The 18,534-nt window shown below is 70.8% G+C and carries 16 protein-coding genes; 4 read left to right on the forward strand and 12 right to left on the reverse strand.

The genetic code is table 11. The features are described from left to right. Positions 1-209: 209 nt before the first annotated feature. The 12 genes from BMX97_RS05560 to argE form a co-directional block, all read right to left on the reverse strand. Positions 210-956, reverse strand: a complete 747-nt coding sequence (locus BMX97_RS05560) for a YebC/PmpR family DNA-binding transcriptional regulator (RefSeq protein WP_048434141.1) — start codon at positions 954-956, stop codon at positions 210-212. 204 nt (positions 957-1,160) lie between these two features. Beyond that, positions 1,161-2,030 (reverse strand): phosphonate ABC transporter, permease protein PhnE, encoded by an 870-nt coding sequence (gene phnE / locus BMX97_RS05565; protein WP_091746409.1) that lies wholly within the window; start codon positions 2,028-2,030, stop codon positions 1,161-1,163. Beyond that, positions 2,027-2,911 (reverse strand): phosphonate ABC transporter, permease protein PhnE, encoded by an 885-nt coding sequence (gene phnE / locus BMX97_RS05570; RefSeq protein WP_091746412.1) that lies wholly within the window; start codon positions 2,909-2,911, stop codon positions 2,027-2,029. Before phnE (BMX97_RS05570) ends, phnE (BMX97_RS05565) begins: the two co-directional genes overlap by 4 nt. A gap of 278 nt (positions 2,912-3,189) precedes the next feature. Further along, positions 3,190-4,116 (reverse strand): phosphonate ABC transporter substrate-binding protein, encoded by a 927-nt coding sequence (gene phnD, locus BMX97_RS05575; protein ID WP_091746414.1) that lies wholly within the window; start codon positions 4,114-4,116, stop codon positions 3,190-3,192. Positions 4,117-4,148: 32 nt separating this feature from the next. Continuing rightward, positions 4,149-4,976 carry a phosphonate ABC transporter ATP-binding protein gene (gene phnC, locus BMX97_RS05580; RefSeq protein ID WP_091746417.1) on the reverse strand — a complete coding sequence of 276 codons (828 nt, stop codon included), beginning with the start codon at positions 4,974-4,976 and terminating at the stop codon, positions 4,149-4,151. 74 nt (positions 4,977-5,050) lie between these two features. Continuing rightward, positions 5,051-5,668: an LbetaH domain-containing protein gene (locus tag BMX97_RS05585; protein WP_091746420.1), complete on the reverse strand. Its 618-nt coding sequence runs from the start codon at positions 5,666-5,668 to the stop codon at positions 5,051-5,053. Positions 5,669-5,672: 4 nt separating this feature from the next. After that, entirely contained in the window at positions 5,673-6,350 is a 678-nt protein-coding gene (locus BMX97_RS05590; protein ID WP_091746423.1) for a DUF1045 domain-containing protein, read from the reverse strand. A gap of 147 nt (positions 6,351-6,497) precedes the next feature. Next, positions 6,498-8,009 carry a fumarate hydratase gene (locus tag BMX97_RS05595; protein WP_091746426.1) on the reverse strand — a complete coding sequence of 504 codons (1,512 nt, stop codon included), beginning with the start codon at positions 8,007-8,009 and terminating at the stop codon, positions 6,498-6,500. A 226-nt stretch (positions 8,010-8,235) separates the two neighbouring features. Beyond that, positions 8,236-9,381, reverse strand: a complete 1,146-nt coding sequence (locus tag BMX97_RS05600) for a CaiB/BaiF CoA transferase family protein (RefSeq protein ID WP_091746428.1) — start codon at positions 9,379-9,381, stop codon at positions 8,236-8,238. Between the two features lie 5 nt (positions 9,382-9,386). Continuing rightward, positions 9,387-10,823: an aldehyde dehydrogenase family protein gene (locus BMX97_RS05605; RefSeq protein ID WP_091746431.1), complete on the reverse strand. Its 1,437-nt coding sequence runs from the start codon at positions 10,821-10,823 to the stop codon at positions 9,387-9,389. A gap of 146 nt (positions 10,824-10,969) precedes the next feature. Then, positions 10,970-11,281, reverse strand: a complete 312-nt coding sequence (locus tag BMX97_RS05610) for a hypothetical protein (RefSeq protein ID WP_091746433.1) — start codon at positions 11,279-11,281, stop codon at positions 10,970-10,972. 89 nt (positions 11,282-11,370) lie between these two features. Continuing rightward, a complete protein-coding gene (gene argE, locus BMX97_RS05615; RefSeq protein ID WP_091747016.1) occupies positions 11,371-12,513 on the reverse strand; it encodes an acetylornithine deacetylase in 1,143 nt (380 codons plus the stop codon). 326 nt (positions 12,514-12,839) lie between these two features. On the opposite strand from argE, the gene BMX97_RS05620 reads away from it, so the two are divergent. From BMX97_RS05620 to BMX97_RS05635, 4 genes are all read left to right on the forward strand, one after another. Further along, positions 12,840-14,462 carry an ABC transporter substrate-binding protein gene (locus BMX97_RS05620; RefSeq protein WP_091746436.1) on the forward strand — a complete coding sequence of 541 codons (1,623 nt, stop codon included), beginning with the start codon at positions 12,840-12,842 and terminating at the stop codon, positions 14,460-14,462. Between the two features lie 192 nt (positions 14,463-14,654). Beyond that, positions 14,655-15,611 carry an ABC transporter permease gene (locus tag BMX97_RS05625; RefSeq protein ID WP_091746439.1) on the forward strand — a complete coding sequence of 319 codons (957 nt, stop codon included), beginning with the start codon at positions 14,655-14,657 and terminating at the stop codon, positions 15,609-15,611. A gap of 76 nt (positions 15,612-15,687) precedes the next feature. After that, positions 15,688-16,479 (forward strand): ABC transporter permease, encoded by a 792-nt coding sequence (locus BMX97_RS05630; protein ID WP_091747019.1) that lies wholly within the window; start codon positions 15,688-15,690, stop codon positions 16,477-16,479. A gap of 2 nt (positions 16,480-16,481) precedes the next feature. After that, the gene (locus BMX97_RS05635) at positions 16,482-18,143 is read left to right on the forward strand and encodes an ABC transporter ATP-binding protein (protein WP_091746442.1); all 1,662 of its coding nucleotides are present in this window, start codon (positions 16,482-16,484) and stop codon (positions 18,141-18,143) included. Positions 18,144-18,534 lie beyond the last annotated feature (391 nt).

The following is an 18,534-nucleotide window of genomic DNA, read 5'->3' on the forward strand; positions in this document are numbered from 1 at the left end:
ATCAAAGATCGACTGACCTCGAAGGAGGGCTCCAGAAATCTCCGCGATCCCTGGAGCCCTCCTTCGAGGCTCAGCGATCTTCGATCGCCCGCACCTCAGGATGAGATCGTGGGTGGGGCAGAACAATCTTGCGAAAAATTACTGTCATCAGGGGCAGGGATGACCCTGTGAGGCTCAAGGAGCGGCCATGGATGACCGCCCCTTCAGCCTCACCCCTGCATCTTCGCCATCATCGCGTCGGACACCGCGAAGTTCACGAAGACGTTCTGCACGTCGTCCTGGTCCTCGATGGTCTCGACGAGGCGGATCAGCTTCTCGGCGGTCTCGTCGTCGACGTCGACGGTGTTCTGGGCGCGCCAGATCAGGGCGGTGCGGCGGGGTTCGCCGAAGCGGGCCTCGAGGGTCTTGGAGACCTCGCCCATCGCGCCCTGCTCGCAGATGACCTCGTGGCCGCCCTCGTCCGACTTCACGTCGTCGGCGCCGGCCTCGATGGCGGCTTCCAGCATCGTATCGGCATCGGCCACCTTGGCGTCGAAGGCGACGAGGCCGACATGGTCGAACATGAACGACACGGCGCCGGTCTCGGCGAGGCTGCCGCCGGACTTGGTGAAGGCCGAGCGGACGTCGGACGCGGTGCGGTTGCGGTTGTCGGTCTGCGCCTCGACGATCAGCGCGGCGCCGCCGGGGCCGTAGCCCTCGTAGCGGACCTCCTCGTAGTTCTCCGCGTCGCCCCCGGCCGCCTTCTTGATGGCGCGCTCGATGTTGTCCTTGGGCATGTTCTCGGCCCGGGCCGCGAGGATCGCGGCGCGCAGGCGCGGGTTCATCGAGGGGTCGGGCGTGCCGAGCTTGGCCGCCACGGTGATCTCGCGGGCGAGCTTGGAAAACACCTTCGAACGGACCGCGTCGACGCGGCCCTTGCGGTGCATGATGTTCTTGAACTGTGAATGCCCGGCCATGGCGCTCCCCGGCGGATTGATCGCCCCGGCGCGCGGAGAGCGCCCGGCGAGGCTCTCGACGCCGCAAGGGACGGATGAGACAGCCGGCTTATAGGCGCCGCTCCCGGGGGAAGACAATCGGGAAGACACGCGCGCCGCGCGAGGTTTCCGCAAGCCGTCGCGCCTGCGAAAACCCGGTGGAATCAGGCCCCTAACCCCTCGGGGTCAGTGCGCCGCGCCCCCGATGATCGCCCGGCGCAGGCGGCCCGAGACGAGGTCGATCAGCGCCACGGTGACGAGGATCATCAGCACCAGGAAGGCGACCTGCTGCATCTCCAGCACCCGGATCAGCTCGGTCAGGTACTGGCCGATGCCGCCCGCCCCGACGATGCCGATGATGGTGGCCGAGCGGGTGTTCGATTCGAAGAAGTACAGAACCTGGCTCGCCAGCACCGGCAGCACCGCCGGCACCAGGCCGAAGCGCACCCGGTGCAGCCGCGAGCCGCCCGACGCGGTGACGCCCTCCGACGCCCTGCGGTCGGCGGTCTCGATCGCCTCAGAGAAGAGTTTGCCGAGCGCCCCGAAATCCGAGCAGGCGATGGCGAGCGCCCCGGCGAAGGGGCCGAGGCCGACGACGTTGATCCAGATCAGCGCCCAGATCAGCACGTCGACGGAGCGGATCACGTCGAAGCCGCGGCGCACCCCGAAGCGCAGGAAGGGGTTGGGCACCACGTTGCGGGCGGCGAGGAACGCGACCGGAAAGGCGAGGCAGGCCGCCGTCAGCGTGCCGAGGAACGCGATCGCCAGGGTCTCGCCGAGCGCCGACAGGAACAGGCCGAAGCGCCCTTCCGCCGAGGGCGGCAGCATCATGCCGGCGAACTCGCCCAGCCGATGCAGGCCGTGGACGATGCGCAGGAGCGAGAAATCGAGCCGGACCATCGCGACGACCGCGAGGCCGAGGACCGCGGCGAGGGTGCCGATCACCGCGGCGCGGCGCGGCCACGAGGGCCGGAAGACCGCCGGGTGGCGGGCGCGCAGGCCGTCGAGGTCGGCGAGCGCGGCCCGACGCAGGGCGGAAGGGGGGCGGCGCGTCACGCGTGGGCCTCCCGGCCGAGGAGGTGGTGGCGCAGACGCTCGGTGCCGAGATCGATCGCCACGACGGTGAGGATGATGAGGACGAGGATCGCGCTCACGTCCGAGTAGTAGAAGTTGCGGATCGCGACCAGGAACTCCTGGCCGATGCCGCCGGCCCCGACGAAGCCCATCACGCCGGCACCCCGCACGTTGATCTCGAAGCGCAGCAGCGCATAGGAGGCGAAGTTCGAGAGCACCTGCGGCACCACCGCGAAGCGCACCGTCTCGAGGAAGCCCGCCCCCGTCCCGGTCAGCCCCTCGACCGGCTTCATGTCGATGTTCTCGACCACCTCGGAGAAGAGCTTGCCGAGCGCGCCGGTGGTGTGGATGGCGAGCGCCAGCACGCCGACCATCGGCCCGAGCCCGAAGGCGATGACGAAGATCAGCGCGAACACCACCTCGGGCACCGTGCGGCACACCTCCAGGAAGCGCCGGGCGCAGAAGCGGATCGCGGGCGAGCGCACCAGGTTGGCCGAGGCGAGGAAGCACAGGCAAAAGGCCGCGATGCCGCCGAACAGCGTACCGAGATAGGCCATCAGGATCGTCTCGCCCAAGAGCGAGAGCCATTTCGGCAGGCCCCAGTACCAGGCGGCAAGGTCCGCCGGCAGGTTGTCCAGCGTCAGGACCGGCAGGATCTGGCCGAGATAGGCGGTGAAGTTGTGGATGTTGTCGAGGAACGTGAGCGGCCGCACCTCGGCCATCCAGCCGGCGAGGAGGTACAGCGCCACGACGACGACGAAGACCCCGAGCGTGCGCCAGCGCGTCGAGGCGACGGCACCGGAATAGGCGGCGAGCAGCGTCGTCTCGCGCTCGGGCGGCAGTTTCTCGATGCGGACGGTCACGGGGTTCTTGAGTCTCCGGTGCCGGACGCCTCTCACTTCAGAGGCACATCCAGCGAAATGCGGAGCGCGGGATCCCCTCTCCCGTGTGGGAGAGGGGTAGGGGTGAGGGTGATACGTTTCCGAGTAGAGCCCAGGTCGTCACGCTGCCAGCACGACGGTCACAGCTTTACACTGAAGCGCGCCACCCTCACCCCCGGCCCCTCTCCCACACGGGAGAGGGGAGACCCGCGCCTCTTTCGTTTTCGTCGACCCTTCTCACAGGAGGAGGGCTTTGCGCCTTACGACCGCTTGCGCTGGTCGTCGTTGTGGCGGAGCATCTCGATGATCGGCTGGTAGTCCTTCAGCGTCACCGGGGTGAGGCCGAGGTCCTTGCCGTCCGAGAGCTTGTCGAAGGCGGCCTTGTCCTTGGTCGGGAACTCGATGAAGGCCTGGCGGATCGTCTGCTTCAGGTCGTCCGGCAGGCTGGCGAGGACCGCGAACGGGCCCTCGGGCAGGAACTCGGACTTGAAGATGACGCGGAAATCCGACTGCTTCATCGGCGTGCCGTCGGCGTTCTTCACCATGCCCTTGGTCAGCATCCTGGTCAGGTTGCTGTCGGTGTCGGAATTCCAGAAGTTGGCGGCGGCGTCCGCGGTGCCCTGGGCGAGCGCCAGCACGGCGTTCTCGTGGCTGCCGGCGTAGAAAGTCTTGCCGAAGAACTTGTCGACGTCGTGGCCGGCCTTGTGCAGGAAGAAGCGCGGGGCCTGGTTGCCGGAGGTCGAGTTCGGGTCGACCAGCGCCAGGCTCTTGCCCTTCAGGTCCTCGATCGACTTGTACGGGCTGTCGGCCCGCACGTAGATCACCGAGTAGTAGCCCGACACGCCGGTCTCGTGCTTCTGGTTGACCACCGGCTCGATCTTCACGCCGGTGATGACGGCGCGGGCGAAGGAGGCCGGGCCGTAGAAGGCGATCTGGATGTTGCCGGCGCGCTGGCCCTCGATCACCGCTGCGTAATCGTTGGCGACCCGCAGCTTCACCGGCACGCCGAGTTCCTTGGTGAGGTAGGCGGTGAGCGGGGTCCAGCGGTCGACGGTGCCCGACGCGTTTTCGGCCGGGATCACACCGAGCGTCAGCTCGGGATACTTGGCCTTCCAGTCCTGCGCGAAGGCGGGGCCGGCGGCGAGCATCAGGGCGGCGGCGCCCACGAGGGTGCGACGGGTCAGCATCGGTCGAATCCTTGTCTGGAGTCTCGGAAAGATCAGGCGCTCAGCGCCTCGGCGTGGCGGATCGGCGCGCGCACGGGGGCCAGCGCCGGCGCCGTCTCGGGCTCGCCGCGGTCCATCACCTCGCCGGCCTCGAGGCCGTAGAGGGTGCGGGCGACGTCCTCGGTGAGGTCGAAGCCGCGGCCGTCGAACACCACCCGGCCGGCCGAGAGGCCGATCAAGCGGTCGCAATAGGCGCGGGCGAGATCGAGGGAGTGCAGGTTGCACAACACGGTGATGCCGTAGCGCTTGTTGGCGTCGGCGAGCGCGTCCATCACCAGGCGGGTGTTGCGCGGATCGAGGGAGGCCACCGGCTCGTCGGCCAGGATGATCTCCGGCTCCTGGACGAGGGCGCGGGCGATGGCGACGCGCTGCTGCTGGCCGCCCGAGAGCTGGTCGGCCCGGTTGGCGGCGAACGCCCCCATGTCGAAGCTCTCCAGCGCGGCGAGCGCCAGCGCCCGGTCCTCCTCGCTCCACAGCTTCAGGAGCGAGCGGTGCGTCGGCACCTGGTCGAGCCGGCCCATCAGCACGTTCGTCATCACGTCGAGCCGGCCGACGAGGTTGAACTGCTGGAAGATCATCGCGCAGCGGGCACGCCAGGCGCGCAGGTCGCGGCCGCGGAGCGCCGTCACGTCGGTGCCGTCGAAGAGGATGCGCCCGGCCGTCGGGTCGGCGAGGCGGTTGAGCATCCGCAGCAGGGTCGACTTGCCGGCACCCGAGCGTCCGATCACGCCGACGAAGCTGCCGCGCTCGATCGACAGGCTGACGCCGTCCACCGCACGGCGCGCCCCGTATTGACGCGTAAGGTTCTCGACAACCAGCATCCGCCCGCCCGATTTGACTGTTCGGCGAACGTAAACGCTCGTTAAACGACAACAGGATGACAGCGCGTCAGTGCTTAGCCGGCATACTTATCAAGGAAGGATTCGATCGGCAACTGACGGAAGTCCGGGAGCGCCGTGCGCAACCGCTCGTGGTCCCAGTCCCACCAGGCCAGCCGCAGCAGGCGCTCGGCACTCGCCTCGTCGAAGCGGCGGCGCACGGGGCGGGCCGGGTTGCCGACCACGATGGTGTAGGGCGCGACGTCCCGGGTGACGATGGCGCCCGCGCCGACCACCGCCCCGGTGCCGATGGTGCGGCCGGGCAGCACCACGACCCCGTGGCCGATCCAGACGTCGTGCCCGATCGTGACGGGCAGGGCTCGGCGCCGCTCGAAGAAGGCCGGCTCGTTCGCCTCCTGCGGCCAGTACGAGGCGGCCCGGTAGGTGAAGTGGCTCTGCGAGGCCCGTTCCATCGGGTGGTTGCCGGGATTGATCCGCACCATCGCGGCGATCGAGCAGAACTTGCCGATCGTCGTGTAGATCACCTCGCCGTCGTTGCCGATGTAGGAATAGTCGTCGAGCACGGTCTCGGCGAGTTGGGTGCGGGGGCCGATTTCGGTGTAGCGGCCCAGGCGGCACTCCCGGACCGTGGCGGTCGGGTCGATGACGGGCTCGAGGCCCAGCTGTCCGGCCATCGCGTCAGCCTCCGAGGGGAATGCGCCGCAGCACCCGGAACGGGGCGGCGCCGTCCTGGCGCAGCACCGACAGGGCGTCGAGCACGAGGGGGGCGCCCGCGCCGTAGGCCGCCGCCAGGCGCTCGCGCCAGGCCGCGCGGGCCTCCTCCGGCAGGGCGTCGGTCAGGGTCATGTGGAAGCGGAATTCCTCGAAGACGTGCGGGTAGCCCCAGGCCGCGAGCAGCGCCCGGCCCCGGGGGCTCAGGCGCTCGGGCCTGCGGCGCGCCACCTCGGCCTCGGTGAGGGAGGCGCGGAACGGCTCGAAGGCGGCGACGCATTCGGCGGCGAACAGGCCGAGTTCGGGGGGCGCCGCGTCGGGGATCAGGGCCGTGAAGGCGCCGAGCGTCGCGACCCGCAGGAGGCCGACCGGGACCGGCGGATGGTCCGCCGCCAGCGTCTCCGCCGCGGCGAGCAGATCGGCCTCGGCGGTGCCTGGAGCGAGCCGCATCGGCGCCTTCAGGGTGGCGTGGAAGCCGTAGCGGCGGGGGGAATCGGTCACGTCCGCGAGGTCGGCCATTCCCCCGGGGCGGGGAACCTCGGCGCCGGTGTGGTTGTCGTATCCGAGCACGGCGTTGCCGAACCGGGCGAGGTCGGTGCCGGGCTTCGGCGTGAAGTAGAGGGCGTAGCGAGGGGCGCCGGTCACGCGGTTCTCCTTTTTCGCCCGATTCACAGCACGCGGGCGTGACTGGACGGTGACGGCAAAGGGTAAGACGCGACAGCGGTGAGCCGGTCCCCTCCCCCGCAGAAGGGAGGGAGATGCCCGCGCTCGGCCGAACGATCGATCCCGGCGTTACGCCGGCGCCGTCTCCCGCACCGGCCGGCGCCAGCGCGCCGGGCCGTCGCGGTGGACCGAGGTGCCGGCGGCGTCGACCGCGACCGTCACCGGCATGTCCTCGACCACGAATTCGTGGATCGCCTCCATGCCGAGATCGGCGAAAGCGAGCACCCGGGCCGACTTGATCGCCTTCGAGACGAGGTAGGCCGCCCCACCCACCGCGATCAGGTAGGCGGCGCCGTGGCGCGCGATGGTCTCGACGGCGGCCGGGCCGCGCTCGGCCTTGCCGACCATGACGAGGAGGCCGGTCCGCGACAGGATCGGCTCCAGGAACTTGTCCATCCGGGTGGCGGTGGTGGGGCCGGCGGGACCCACCGCCTCGTCGCCGACGGCATCGACCGGCCCGACATAGTAGATCGCCCGGTCGCGCAGATCGACCGGCAGCTCCTCGCCGGCCTCCAGCATCCGGGTCAGGCGCAGGTGCGCCGCATCGCGCCCGGTGAGGAGGTGGCCCGACAGCAGCAGGGTCTCGCCGGCCCGCCAGGTCGCCACCTCCTCGCGGGTCAGCCGGTCGAGGTCGACCCGCCGCCCGGCCGCGGTGGCGACGCTGACGTCCTGCGGCCAGAGATCGAGGGAGGGCGGGGTGAAGGCTGCCGGGCCGCTGCCGTCGAGGGTGAAATGGGCGTGCCGGTCGGCGGCGCATTGCGGGATCAGGCCGACGGGGAGCGAGGCGGCGTGGACCGGGAAGGTCTTGAGCTTGACGTCGAGCACGGTGGTGAGGCCGCCGAGGCCCTGCGCGCCGATGCCGAGGGCGTTGACCCGCTCGAAGATCTCGAGCCGCAGCTCCTCCTCCTTGGAGGACGGCCCGCGGGCGCGGATCTGCGGCAGGTCGATCGGATCGAGGAGCGAGAGCTTGGCCAGCGTCATCGCCTTCTCGGGCGAGCCGCCGACGCCGATGCCGAGCATGCCGGGCGGGCACCAGCCGGCCCCCAGCGTCTCGACGGTGCGCACCACCCAGTCGGCGACGGAATCGCTCGGGTTGAGGGCGGCGAACTTCGCCTTGTTCTCCGAGCCGCCGCCCTTCGCCGCGACGTGGACCTCGACCTGCTCACCCGCCACCATCTCGACATGGAGCATGGCCGGCGCGTTGTCGCCGGTGTTGCGGCGCCCGAACAGCGGCTCGGAGACCACGGAGGCGCGCAGCGGGTTGCGCTCCTCGCGCCAGGCCCGGCGCACGCCCTCGTCGACGATCTCCTGGAGCGAGCGATTCGAGACGATGCGGGCGCCGAGCCCGACCTTCATGAAGATCTGCGCCGTGCCGGTATCCTGGCAGATCGGCCGGCGGCCGAAGGCGGCCATGCGCGAATTGACCAGGATCTGCGCCATCGCGTCCCGGGCCGCCGGGCTCTCCTCGCGCCGCCAGGCCTCGGCGAGGTTCTCGATGTAGTCGGCCGGGTGGTAGTACGAGATGAATTGCAGCGCGTCGGCGATGGAAGCGACCAGGTCGTCTTCGCGGATGGTGGCCATGGTGGTCGTCCTCTCAGGCCGTGCGCCCGTCTGTTCGGTTTATCCAGAGGCGAACCTCATCCTGAGGTGCTTGCGAAGCAAGCCTCGAAGGAGGGCTCCAGCGAACTCCGCGCCTCCTGGAGCCCTCCTTCGAGGCCCGGCGATCTTCGATCGCCGGGCACCTCAGGATGAGGCGGTGGGTGGGATCGATCGCATGACCGCCAACTGGTCTACACCGCCAAGTGGCCTACGCGGCCGCGAATTCCCGCCGGATCGCCTCGCTGTGCTCGCCGATGCCCGGCACCCGCCCCAGCACCGGGGCCTGGCCGTTGCGCAAGGCCGGCGGCGCCACGATCGAGGCCGGGCCGGCATGGGTCTCGACGGTCACCCGCCGGAGCGCCGGATGCGAGACGAGGTCGGACAGGCCGTTGACGAAGCCGTAGGCGGTGCCGGCGGCTCTCAATCGGTCGGCGGCCTCGTCGCGGCTCAACTCCGAGAAGACCCGCGCCACCACGGCATCGACCTCGGGCCGGTTCGCCACCCGGGCGGTGTTGCTCTCGAAGCCCGGGCGCGACGGCAGGTCGGGCTGGCGCAGGAACGCGGCGCAGAACTTGACCCATTCGCGCTCGTTCTGGATCGAGAGCAGCACCAGGGCCCCGTCCCGGGTCGGGAAGGCGCCGTAGGGGCAGATCGACGGGTGGGCCAGGCCCACCCGCTGCGGTGCCCGGCCGGTGCCCTCGAAGTAGAGCAGCGGCACGTTCATCCAGTCGGCCATGCCGTCGAACAGGCTGACCTCGAGCTTCGCCCCCTCGCCGGTGATGCCCCGGGCGATCAGCGCCTCCAGCACGGCGGAATGGGCCGCCATGCCGCAGGCGATGTCGCAGACCGACACCCCGACCCGGCCGGGACCCGCCGGATGGCCGGTGATCTCGGCCAGGCCGCTCTCGGCCTGAACCAGGAGGTCGTAGGCCTTCATGTCCGAATAGGCGTGGCCCGAGCCGTAGCCGGTGACATCCACGGTGATGAGCCGCGGGTAGCGGGCGCGCAGCTCGTCCGAGCCGAACCCGGCGCGGGCCGCGGCGCCGGGCGCGAGGTTCTGGATGAACACGTCGGCCTTGGCGAGCACCGCGTGCAGGAGCCGGGCATCGCCCGGGTCCTTGATGTCGGCGACCAGGCTCTCCTTGCCGCGGTTGAGCCAGACGAAGTAGCTCGCCAGCCCGTTCACCGCCGCATCGTAGCCGCGGGCGAAATCGCCCTCCGGCCGCTCGATCTTGATGACGCGGGCGCCCGCGTCGGCCAGGCGCGAGGAGCAGTAGGGTGCCGCCACCGCCTGCTCGAGCGCCACCACGGTCAGGCCCTCGAGCGGCCTGACCCTACCACTCCCCGCCGCCATGACCGTCAGACCCCGTGCTTGATCGCGATCATCTTCATCGAGCCGAAGCCGTAGAGGGCCTCGAAGCCCTTCTCGCGGCCGTGGCCCGAGCCCTTCACGCCGCCGAAGGGCAGCTCGACGCCGCCGCCCGCGCCGTAATTGTTGACGAAGACCTGGCCCGACTTGATGCCCTTCGACAGGCGAAGCGCCTTGCCGAGATCCTGGGTCCAGATGCCGGCGGCCAGTCCGTACTCGGTGCCGTTCGCGACCTTGAGAGCCTCGGCCTCGTCGCGCACCCGGATCGCCACCAGGACGGGCCCGAAGATCTCTTCCTGGGCGAGGCGGTGGTCCGGCGGCACGTCGCCGATCAGGGTCGGGCGGACGTAGTAGCCGTCGCCCGGCACGTTGGTGCCGAGCTCGCCCTCGGCCAGGATGGTCAGGCCGTCGCGGCGCGCCAGATCGATGTAGCCCTGCACCCGCTCGCACTGCTTGGCGTTGACCACGGGGCCGAGGTCGAGGTCCTGCTCGCCCGAGCCGACGCGCAGGTCCTTGAAGCGCTTGGCGAGGTCGGCGACGAAGCTGTCGTAGATCGCGTCCTCGATCACCACGCGCGAACCGGCCGAGCAGGTCTGGCCGGCATTCTGGGTGATCGCCTTGACGATGACGGTGCCGGCCTCCGACAGGTCGGCATCGGCGAACACCACCTGGGGCGACTTGCCGCCGAGTTCCAGCGTCACCGGGATCGTGTTCTTCGCCGCGGCCGTCTGGATCAGGGTTCCGACCTCGCGCGAGCCGGTGAAGCTGATGTGGTGGATGCCCTTGTGCGCGGCGAGCGCGGCGCCCGCCTCCTCGCCGAGCCCCGTCACCACGTTGAGGCTGCCGGACGGGAAGCCGGCCTCGGCCGCGAGCTTGGCCAGGTGCAGCGCCGACAGAGAGGTGTCCTCGGCGGGTTTCAGCACCACGGCGTTGCCCATGGCGAGCGCCGGGGCGACCGAGCGGCCGGTCATCTGGAGGGGATAGTTCCACGGCACGATCACGCCGACGACGCCGTGCGGCTCGTACACGGTCATGACGGTGAAGCCGTTCTGGAACGGGATCGTGTCGCCGTGCACCTTGTCGGCGGCGCCGCCGTAATACTCGAAGTAGCGGGCGCAGACCTGGGCGTCGTTGCGGGCGAGGGTGATCGGCTTGCCGACGTCCTCGCTCTCCATCTTCGCCAGGATCTCGGCGTCGCGGCGGATCAGCTCGGCGAGCTTGAGGAGCAGGCGGCCGCGGGACGCGGCGTCGAGGCGGCCCCACTCGCCGTCCATGGCGGCGTGGCCGGCCTGGACGGCGGCGTCGATCTCCTTGGCGCCGCCCCGGGCGATGCGGGCCATCTCCTGGCCGTGCGACGGGTTGACCACCGGCAGGGTCGCCTCGCTGCCGGTCCAGGTGCCGCCGATGAAGTGCTGGTGGGCGTTCATGCTGTCAAACCTCCCGTGGCGACCGGCCGCCGATTCAAGGCGGCCGGCCTGCTCTTGGGCGCGGTGTTACCGCGGCGGGAGGGGCATTTCCAATACCATCGACGGGCGGACGCGATAGGATCGCGATATGGCCCGCCCGGGAGCGCTCAGCGGCTGCCGCTGCCGGCGCTGCCCTGCGGCACCGCCCGGGACGGCTGCCCGGCATTGCCGCCGGCGGCCGAGTTGCCGGTGACGGTCGAGGCGCCGGTCGGGCCGGGCGCCACGACGCCGCCGGCGCTGCCGCCGGTGTTGTTCGGCATCGGCGCGACGGTGCCGGTCGCGGCCGGGCCGGTGCCCATGCTCGATCCGGTGCCGGGGCCGGGGGTGGCCATCGGGGCGGTCGAGGGGGCGGCGGTCTGGGCCGAGGCGGCACCGGCGACGAGAAGGCCGGCGGCGAGTCCTGCGAGAATCGAACGCATGCTGCTCTCCTGTCGGATCCTGGATTTGTGAGATCCTGGACCCGACAACGTGCGCCGACTGGTGCGGTTCACCTGGCTTCCACCTAACTTCAACTTTGTTGCGCGATGACGCGGCGCAGCATCGCACAGCATTCGTCGAGATCGGCAAGCCCGATCGATTCGTCCGGCCGGTGCGCCTCGGCGATGCGGCCGGGCCCGCAGATGATCGACGGGATGCCGGCGGCCTGGAACAGGCCGGCCTCGGTGCCGTAGCTCACCGCCCCGAGGGCGGCGTGGCCCGACCACGCCTCGGCGAGGCTCCGCAACGGCGCGTCGTCGGGGAGATCGAGGGCGGGATAGGCCGACAGGACCTCGCTCTCGACCGCGACCTCGCGGCCGGCCGCCCGCAGGGGGTCGACCAGGCCGGCGACCCGGGCGAGGAGGGCGTCGTGGATCGTCATCGGGTCGGTGCCCGGCACCGCGCGGGCCTCCCAGTCGATCCGGCAGGTATCGGGCACGACGTTGACGCCGGTGCCGCCGGCGATGACCCCGACCTGCAGGGTCGAGGAGGCCGGCGTGAACATGTCGTGGAACGGGCCCCGCGCGACGAAATCCTCGTGCAGGCCGCGCACCAGCCCGACGAGGTCGGCGGCGAGGTGCACGGCGTTGTCGGCGAGGTCCGGCCGCGAGGAATGGCCGGCGCGCCCCCGCACCGTGAGGCGTCCGGCCACCTTGCCCTTGTGGCGCAGGACCGGGCGCATCTCCGAGGGCTCGCCGACGAGGCAGGCGGTGGGGGTGGCGCAGAGCTCGGGCAGCCGGGCGATCATGTGGCGCACGCCGACGCAGCCGACCTCCTCGTCGTAGGACAGGGCGAGGTGGATCGGCCGGGCGAGCGGCGCCCGCACCATCTCGGGCACGAGCGCCAGCAGGCAGGCGACGAAGCCCTTCATGTCGACGGCGCCGCGCCCGACCAGGCGCTCGCCGGCCTGCCGCAGGGCGAAGGGGTCGCCGGTCCAGCCCTCGCCCGCCGGCACCACGTCGAGATGGCCCGACAGGACGATCCCCGGCACGTCGCGCGGGCCGATCGTCGCGAACAGGTTGGCCCGGTCGCCCTCCGGCCCCGGCAGGACCGCCGCCTCGACGCCGTGGCGGGCGAGGTGGTCGCGCACCAGCGCGACGATCGCGCCGTTCGGCGTGCGGCACACCGAGGGGATCGCCACGAGGGCGGACAGGAGGGCGGCGGCGTCGGACATCGGGCTCTCGCGGATCGGCGGACTGCCCGAATCATACCGCCGGAGCGCCGCCGCGCCCCGGTCGAAGGCGGGGAGCGGCACCGCAGAAGCTGCCGCCGGAGACGCTCCGTACGGCATGAAGGCACGGTCGGACCGCGGCGGGGGCCCGGGTCCGGCCCGCGCCGCCGGGAGCCACGGCCGCGAACGATTCAGATTGTTGACAATCCTACGAAGATGGTGATGATTGTTTGTGCCGAACGGATTATGCCCAATATTTCGGCGGTGCGGCATGGCGCCATCGCACCGCACAATACCGGCGCAGCCAGGCTTGGCCCGAGGGGAAGACGATGTCGCAGCTGGACGCAGACGCCTTTGAGACCATGAGCCCCGCCGACCGCGGCCGCGTCCTCGACGGCCTGCGCCGGGGAGCGTCGCGGCGCGACATCCTGGGCCTGCTCGGCTCGGCCGGCATGGGCCTTCTCGCCGGCGGCGCGGTGTTCGGCAGCGCCACGAAGGCGCTGGCCCAGACGCCGAAGCGCGGCGGCAACATCCGGGTCTGCACCTATACCAGCTCGACCTCCGACACGCTCGACCCGGCCAAGCAGTCGAACGCGAGCGACTACGTCCGCTGCAACTTCTTCTACAACAAGCTCGTCCGCATCGACCAGACCGGCGCCCCGGGCCCGGAGCTGGCCGAGAGCTACGACAGCCCCGACGCCAAGACCTGGACCTTCAAGCTCCGCAAGGGCGTGACCTTCCACGACGGGAAGGCGCTGACGGTGGAGGACGTGCTCTTCTCGCTCAAGCGCCACCTCGACCCGGCGGTGGGCTCCAAGGCCAACACGCTGGCCAAGCAGATGACCGCGATCGAGGCCGCGGGCCCGAACGAGGTCCGCATCGTGCTCAGCGGCGCCAACGCCGACTGGCCGACCATCCTCGGCACCGCCCACTTCCACATCGTCCAGGCCGGCACGACCGATTTCTCGAAGGGCATCGGTACCGGTCCCTTCAAGTGCAAGGAGTTCACCCCGGGCGTGCGCACGATGGCTGTGCGCAACGGCGAGTACTGGCGCCAGCCCGGCCCGTTCCTCGACAGCATCGAGTTCTTCGGCCTGCCCGACGAGCAGTCGCGGGTGAATGCCCTCATGTCCGGCGACGTGCAGATCGCCGCGGTGATCAACCCGCGCTCGCTGCGGGTGATCGAGAGCATGGGCGGCTTCGGCATCCTGGAGACCAAGGCCGGCCTCTACACCAACCTGATCGCCCGCCTCGACGAGGGCCCGGGCGCCAACCCGGACTTCGTGCTCGGCATGAAGTACCTGCTCAACCGCACCCAGATGCGCAGCGCGGTCTTCCGCGGCTACGCCGAGGTCGCCAACGACCACCCGATCCCGTCCTCGAACCGCTACCACGCCGCCGACATCCCGCAGCGGCCCTACGACCCCGAGAAGGCCAAGTTCCACTTCAACAAGGCCGGGGTGCTGGGCTCGACCATCCCGCTCGTCGCCTCGCCGGCGGCCGACGCCTCGGTCGAGATGGCGGTGCTGATGCAGCAGGACGCCAAGAAGCTCGGCCTCAACATCGACGTCCAGCGGGTGCCGTCGGACGGCTACTGGTCGAACTACTGGATGAAGAGCCCGTTCTGCTTCGGCAACATCAATCCGCGCCCGACCGCCGACCTGCTGTTCAGCCTGTTCTTCAAGTCGGACGCGGCCTGGAACGAGTCGCGCTGGAAGAACGAGAAGTTCGACCAGCTCATCGTCGCCGCCCGGGCCGAGCGCGACGAGGCCAAGCGCAAGCAGATGTACCACGACGCGCAGGTGCTGGTGCACGACGAGGCCGGCATCGGCATCCCGGCCTTCATCAGCAACATCGATTGCTACTCCAGCAAGATCAAGGGCCTGCACCCGATCCCGACCGGCGGCCTGATGGGCTACACCTTCGGCGAGTACGCCTGGCTCGACGCCTGATCGTCTCCCGGGACGGGGTACGCCCCGTCCCCCGCCCGGGCCCGACCTGCCGGGGGTTCCGGCGCGTCCGGGGGACCGGCCGCGCGGCGTCGCGGAACCGCGGCGCCGAACTTGCACAGAAAAACTCGCACAGAAACCTGCAACGACACGCCCGCCCGGGAGGGCCGGCCACCCAGGGATCAGGGAGGGCGCATGAGCCGCCGCATGTTGACGATGATCGCGGGCCGCGTGCTCGTCGCCGCCGCGACGCTGCTCTTCGTCTCGGTGGTCGTGTTCGGGGCGACCCAGCTCCTGCCGGGCGACGTCGCCCAGGCGATCCTGGGCCAGAGCGCGACCCCGGAGGCGGTGGCGGGCCTGCGCCAGGCGCTCGGCCTCGACGCCCCGGCGCTGCAGCGCTTCGCCACCTGGCTCGGCGGCCTTCTCACCGGCAATGCCGGCACCTCGCTGGTCAGCCGCCAGCCGGTCGGCGACCTGATCTGGGCCCGGCTGTCGAGCTCGCTCATCCTCGCCGGCATCGTGACGGCGATCTCGGTGCCGGTGGCGCTGACCCTCGGCATCACGGCGGCGGTCTGGCGCGGCTCGGTCTACGATCGGGCGGTCGGCATCCTGACGATCGCGGCGGTGTCGATCCCCGAATTCCTGGTCGCCACCCTGGCGGTGCTGCTCTTCGCCGTGCAGCTGCACTGGCTGCCCGCCCTCTCCTTCGTGCCGCGCTCGGCGACCCCGCTGGAATTCCTGCGCGCCGTGGCGATGCCGGTGATGAGCCTGTCCTTCGTGGTCATCACCCAGATGGTGCGGATGACCCGCGCCGCGGTGATCGAGGCGATGAAGGCGCCCTACGTCGAGATGGCGGCGCTCAAGGGCGCGAGCCCGGCCCGGGTGGTCCTGCGCCACGTCCTGCCGAACACGGTCGGCGCCATCGCCAACGCGGTCGCGCTCAGCCTGTCCTACCTGCTCGGCGGCGTCATCATCGTCGAGACGATCTTCAACTATCCGGGCATCGCCAAGCTGATGGTCGACAGCGTGTCGATGCGCGACATGCCGGTGGTGCAGGCCTGCGCCATCGTGTTCTGCGCCGTCTACCTGCTGCTGGTGACCACCGCCGACATCGTCGCCATCCTGTCCAACCCGAGGCTGCGCCATGCGTGACCAGAATCTTGGCCTCGGCGAGACCGTGCCGGAGATCGCCCCGGCGGCCCCGCGGCTGCGCCTGCGGCTCTCCCCCATGGCGTGCCTGGGCGCCGGCATCGTGCTCGCCGGCATCGCGATGGCAATCCTGGGCCAGGCGCTCAGCCCCTACGATGCCGGCGCGATCGTCGACACCGACGTGTTCGGGCCGATGAGCCACGCCTTCCCCCTCGGCACCGACTATCTCGGCCGCGACATGCTGAGCCGGATCCTGCTCGGCGCCCGCTACACGGTCGGCATCGCGGCGCTCGCCACCGCGCTCGCCTGCACCGCCGGCATCGGGCTCGGCCTGTTCGCCGCGGTGGTCGGCGGCTGGACCGACAGCGCGCTGAGCCGGCTCCTCGACGCGCTGACCTCGATCCCCTCGAAGATGCTGGCGCTGGTGCTGATCGCCGGCCTCGGCTCGTCGCTGCCGATCCTGGTGCTGACCATGGCGTTCATCTACGTGCCGGGCTGCTACCGGATCACCCGGGCGCTCGCCGTCAACATCGCGGCCGAGGATTTCGTGCTCGCCGCGAAGGCCCGCGGCGAGGGCCGCGGCTACATCATGCTGCGCGAGGTGATGCCCAACATGGTCGGGCCGCTCGCCACCGATTTCGGCCTGCGCTTCGTCTTCGTGGTGCTGCTGCTCTCGAGCCTGTCGTTCCTCGGGCTCGGCGTGCAGCCGCCCTACGCCGATTGGGGCTCGCTGGTGCGCGAGAACGTGGCGGGCCTGAGCTACGGCGCCCCGGCGGTGGTGATGCCGGCCGTCGCCATCGCGATCCTGACCATCGGGGTGAACCTCCTGGTCGACAACCTGCCCGGCCGGGCGAGAGCGGGAGGGCGCTGATCATGGCGCACGCGCACAAGAGCGGCACCGTCCGGGTCGAGGCCCTGAAGGTCGCCGCCAAGGCCGAGGACGGCCGCGAGACGACGATCGTCCACGAGGTCGGGTTCGAGATCGCCCGCGGCGAGGTCCTGGCGCTGATCGGCGAATCGGGCTCGGGCAAGACCACGATCGCGCTCGCCATGATGGGCTATGCCCGCAAGGGCTGCGCCATCCGCGGCGGCAGCGTCGACGTGTTCGGGACGCAGGTCCTAGCCTCGTCGCCCTCCGAGCTGCGGGCGCTCCGCGGCAACCGCATCGCCTACATCGCCCAGTCGGCCGCGGCCTCGTTCAACCCCGCCCGCACCATCATGGCGCAGGTGATCGAGAGCGCGCTCATCCACGGCTCGCTCAAGGCGGAGGCCGCCACCGCCAAGGCCAAGACCCTGTTTGCCGAGCTCGCCCTGCCGAACCCGGACACGATCGGCGACCGCTACCCCCACCAGGTCTCGGGCGGGCAGCTCCAGCGGCTGCTCGCCGCCATGGCGCTCCTCAACGATCCCGACCTCGTGATCTTCGACGAGCCGACCACGGCGCTCGACGTCACGACCCAGATCGAGGTGCTGGTCTCGTTCAAGGCGGCGATCCGCGAGCGCGGCATCACCGGCATCTACGTCAGCCACGACCTCGCGGTGGTGGCCCAGATCGCCGACCGGATCGCGGTCCTACGCCACGGTCGCCTCGCCGAGATCGGCGCGGTCGACCAGATGGTGAGGGCGCCGGCCCATCCCTATACCCGCCAGCTCATCGCGGCCGCCTCCCCGGTCAAGCGCAAGGGCGCGGAGGCTGCGCCAGAGACCGGCGAGGCCCCGGTGCTGGCCGCCACCGGCATCACCGCCGGCTACGGCCCGGTCGGGGCCGACGGCCTGCCGCGGGTCAAGATCCTGCACGACGTCGGCTTCTCGCTGCGCCGCGGCGAGACCCTCGGGATCATCGGCGAATCGGGCTCGGGCAAGAGCACGCTCGCCCGCGTCGTCTCCGGCATCGTGCCGGCCGCCCGCGGCGAGGTGCGGCTCGACGGCAAGGCCTTGGCCCCGGCGCTCGGCCGGCGCGACCGCGAGACCCTGCGGCGGATCCAGATCGTGTTCCAGAACGCCGACACGGTGCTGAACCCGGCCCAGAGCATCGCCCAGATCCTCGAGCGGCCGCTGGCCTTCTACCACCGCCTCGGGGCCTCGGCCCGCCGCCAGCGGCTGATGCAGCTCCTCGACCAGGTCCGCCTGCCCCGCAGCGTCGCCGAGCGGCGCCCGGGCGAGCTCTCGGGCGGCCAGAAGCAGCGCATCAACCTCGCCCGCGCGCTCGCCGCCGAGCCCGACGTGATCCTGTGCGACGAGGTCACCTCCGCCCTCGACACGGTGGTGGGCGAGGCGGTGCTCGACCTCCTGGTCGAGATCCAGCGCGACCTCAACGTGGCCTACGTCTTCATCAGCCACGACCTCGGGGTGATCCGCTCGATCAGCGACGCCGTGATGGTGCTCCAGCACGGCCGCGTGGTCGAGGCCGGCCCGACCGAGGCGCTGCTCGCCGCCCCGAAGGAACCCTATACGCGGCTGCTCCTGTCCTCGGTGCCGGAATTGCGGACCGGGTGGCTCGACGAGGTGTGCGCCGGGCGCGGGGTCGCGGCGTAGCGCGCCTTCTTCGCGGACGGCGATCTGTCCCAAGACAATGCAAGCGCGGGATCCACTCTCCCGTGTGGGAGAGGGGTAGGGGTGAGGGTGCTACGGTTCTGAATAAAGCCCAGCCCGTCGTGCTGGCGGCTAACCGCTGAGCGCTTCAAACGGAACCGTAGCACCCTCACCCCCGGCCCCTCTCCCACACGGGAGAGGGGAGACGCGCCACTTCTTTTCCCCGGGCAGCCCTGCGCCCGCGGGGAGAGGGGAGACTCGCGCCTCTGACGGGCATTCGCGCATCGCACGCCCGGGCCGTCCGCCGGATCCCTCCCCCGCCGATTCTGCCGCCCCGCCCCGTCCAAACCCGCTCCCCGCGCGGTGCCGCCCGCCCATCTCGGCAAAAAATCCC

The organism is Methylobacterium sp. ap11, assembly GCF_900110515.1.
In the GTDB taxonomy this organism is placed as follows: Bacteria; Pseudomonadota; Alphaproteobacteria; order Rhizobiales; family Beijerinckiaceae; genus Methylobacterium; species Methylobacterium ajmalii.

What these genes read in the sequence shown, in the direction of transcription:
- BMX97_RS05560 (WP_048434141.1), bottom strand. Translation starts at nt 956, where the DNA reads ATGGCCGGGCATTCACAGTTCAAGAACATCATGCACCGCAAGGGCCGC.
- phnD (WP_091746414.1), bottom strand. Translation starts at nt 4,116, where the DNA reads ATGCTGACCCGTCGCACCCTCGTGGGCGCCGCCGCCCTGATGCTCGCC.
- phnC (WP_091746417.1), bottom strand. Translation starts at nt 4,976, where the DNA reads ATGCTGGTTGTCGAGAACCTTACGCGTCAATACGGGGCGCGCCGTGCG.
- BMX97_RS05585 (WP_091746420.1), bottom strand. Translation starts at nt 5,668, where the DNA reads ATGGCCGGACAGCTGGGCCTCGAGCCCGTCATCGACCCGACCGCCACG.
- BMX97_RS05595 (WP_091746426.1), bottom strand. Translation starts at nt 8,009, where the DNA reads ATGGCCACCATCCGCGAAGACGACCTGGTCGCTTCCATCGCCGACGCG.
- BMX97_RS05600 (WP_091746428.1), bottom strand. Translation starts at nt 9,381, where the DNA reads ATGGCGGCGGGGAGTGGTAGGGTCAGGCCGCTCGAGGGCCTGACCGTG.
- BMX97_RS05605 (WP_091746431.1), bottom strand. Translation starts at nt 10,823, where the DNA reads ATGAACGCCCACCAGCACTTCATCGGCGGCACCTGGACCGGCAGCGAG.
- BMX97_RS05610 (WP_091746433.1), bottom strand. Translation starts at nt 11,281, where the DNA reads ATGCGTTCGATTCTCGCAGGACTCGCCGCCGGCCTTCTCGTCGCCGGT.
- argE (WP_091747016.1), bottom strand. Translation starts at nt 12,513, where the DNA reads ATGTCCGACGCCGCCGCCCTCCTGTCCGCCCTCGTGGCGATCCCCTCG.
- BMX97_RS05620 (WP_091746436.1), top strand. Translation starts at nt 12,840, where the DNA reads ATGTCGCAGCTGGACGCAGACGCCTTTGAGACCATGAGCCCCGCCGAC.
- BMX97_RS05625 (WP_091746439.1), top strand. Translation starts at nt 14,655, where the DNA reads ATGAGCCGCCGCATGTTGACGATGATCGCGGGCCGCGTGCTCGTCGCC.
- BMX97_RS05630 (WP_091747019.1), top strand. Translation starts at nt 15,688, where the DNA reads ATGGCGTGCCTGGGCGCCGGCATCGTGCTCGCCGGCATCGCGATGGCA.
- BMX97_RS05635 (WP_091746442.1), top strand. Translation starts at nt 16,482, where the DNA reads ATGGCGCACGCGCACAAGAGCGGCACCGTCCGGGTCGAGGCCCTGAAG.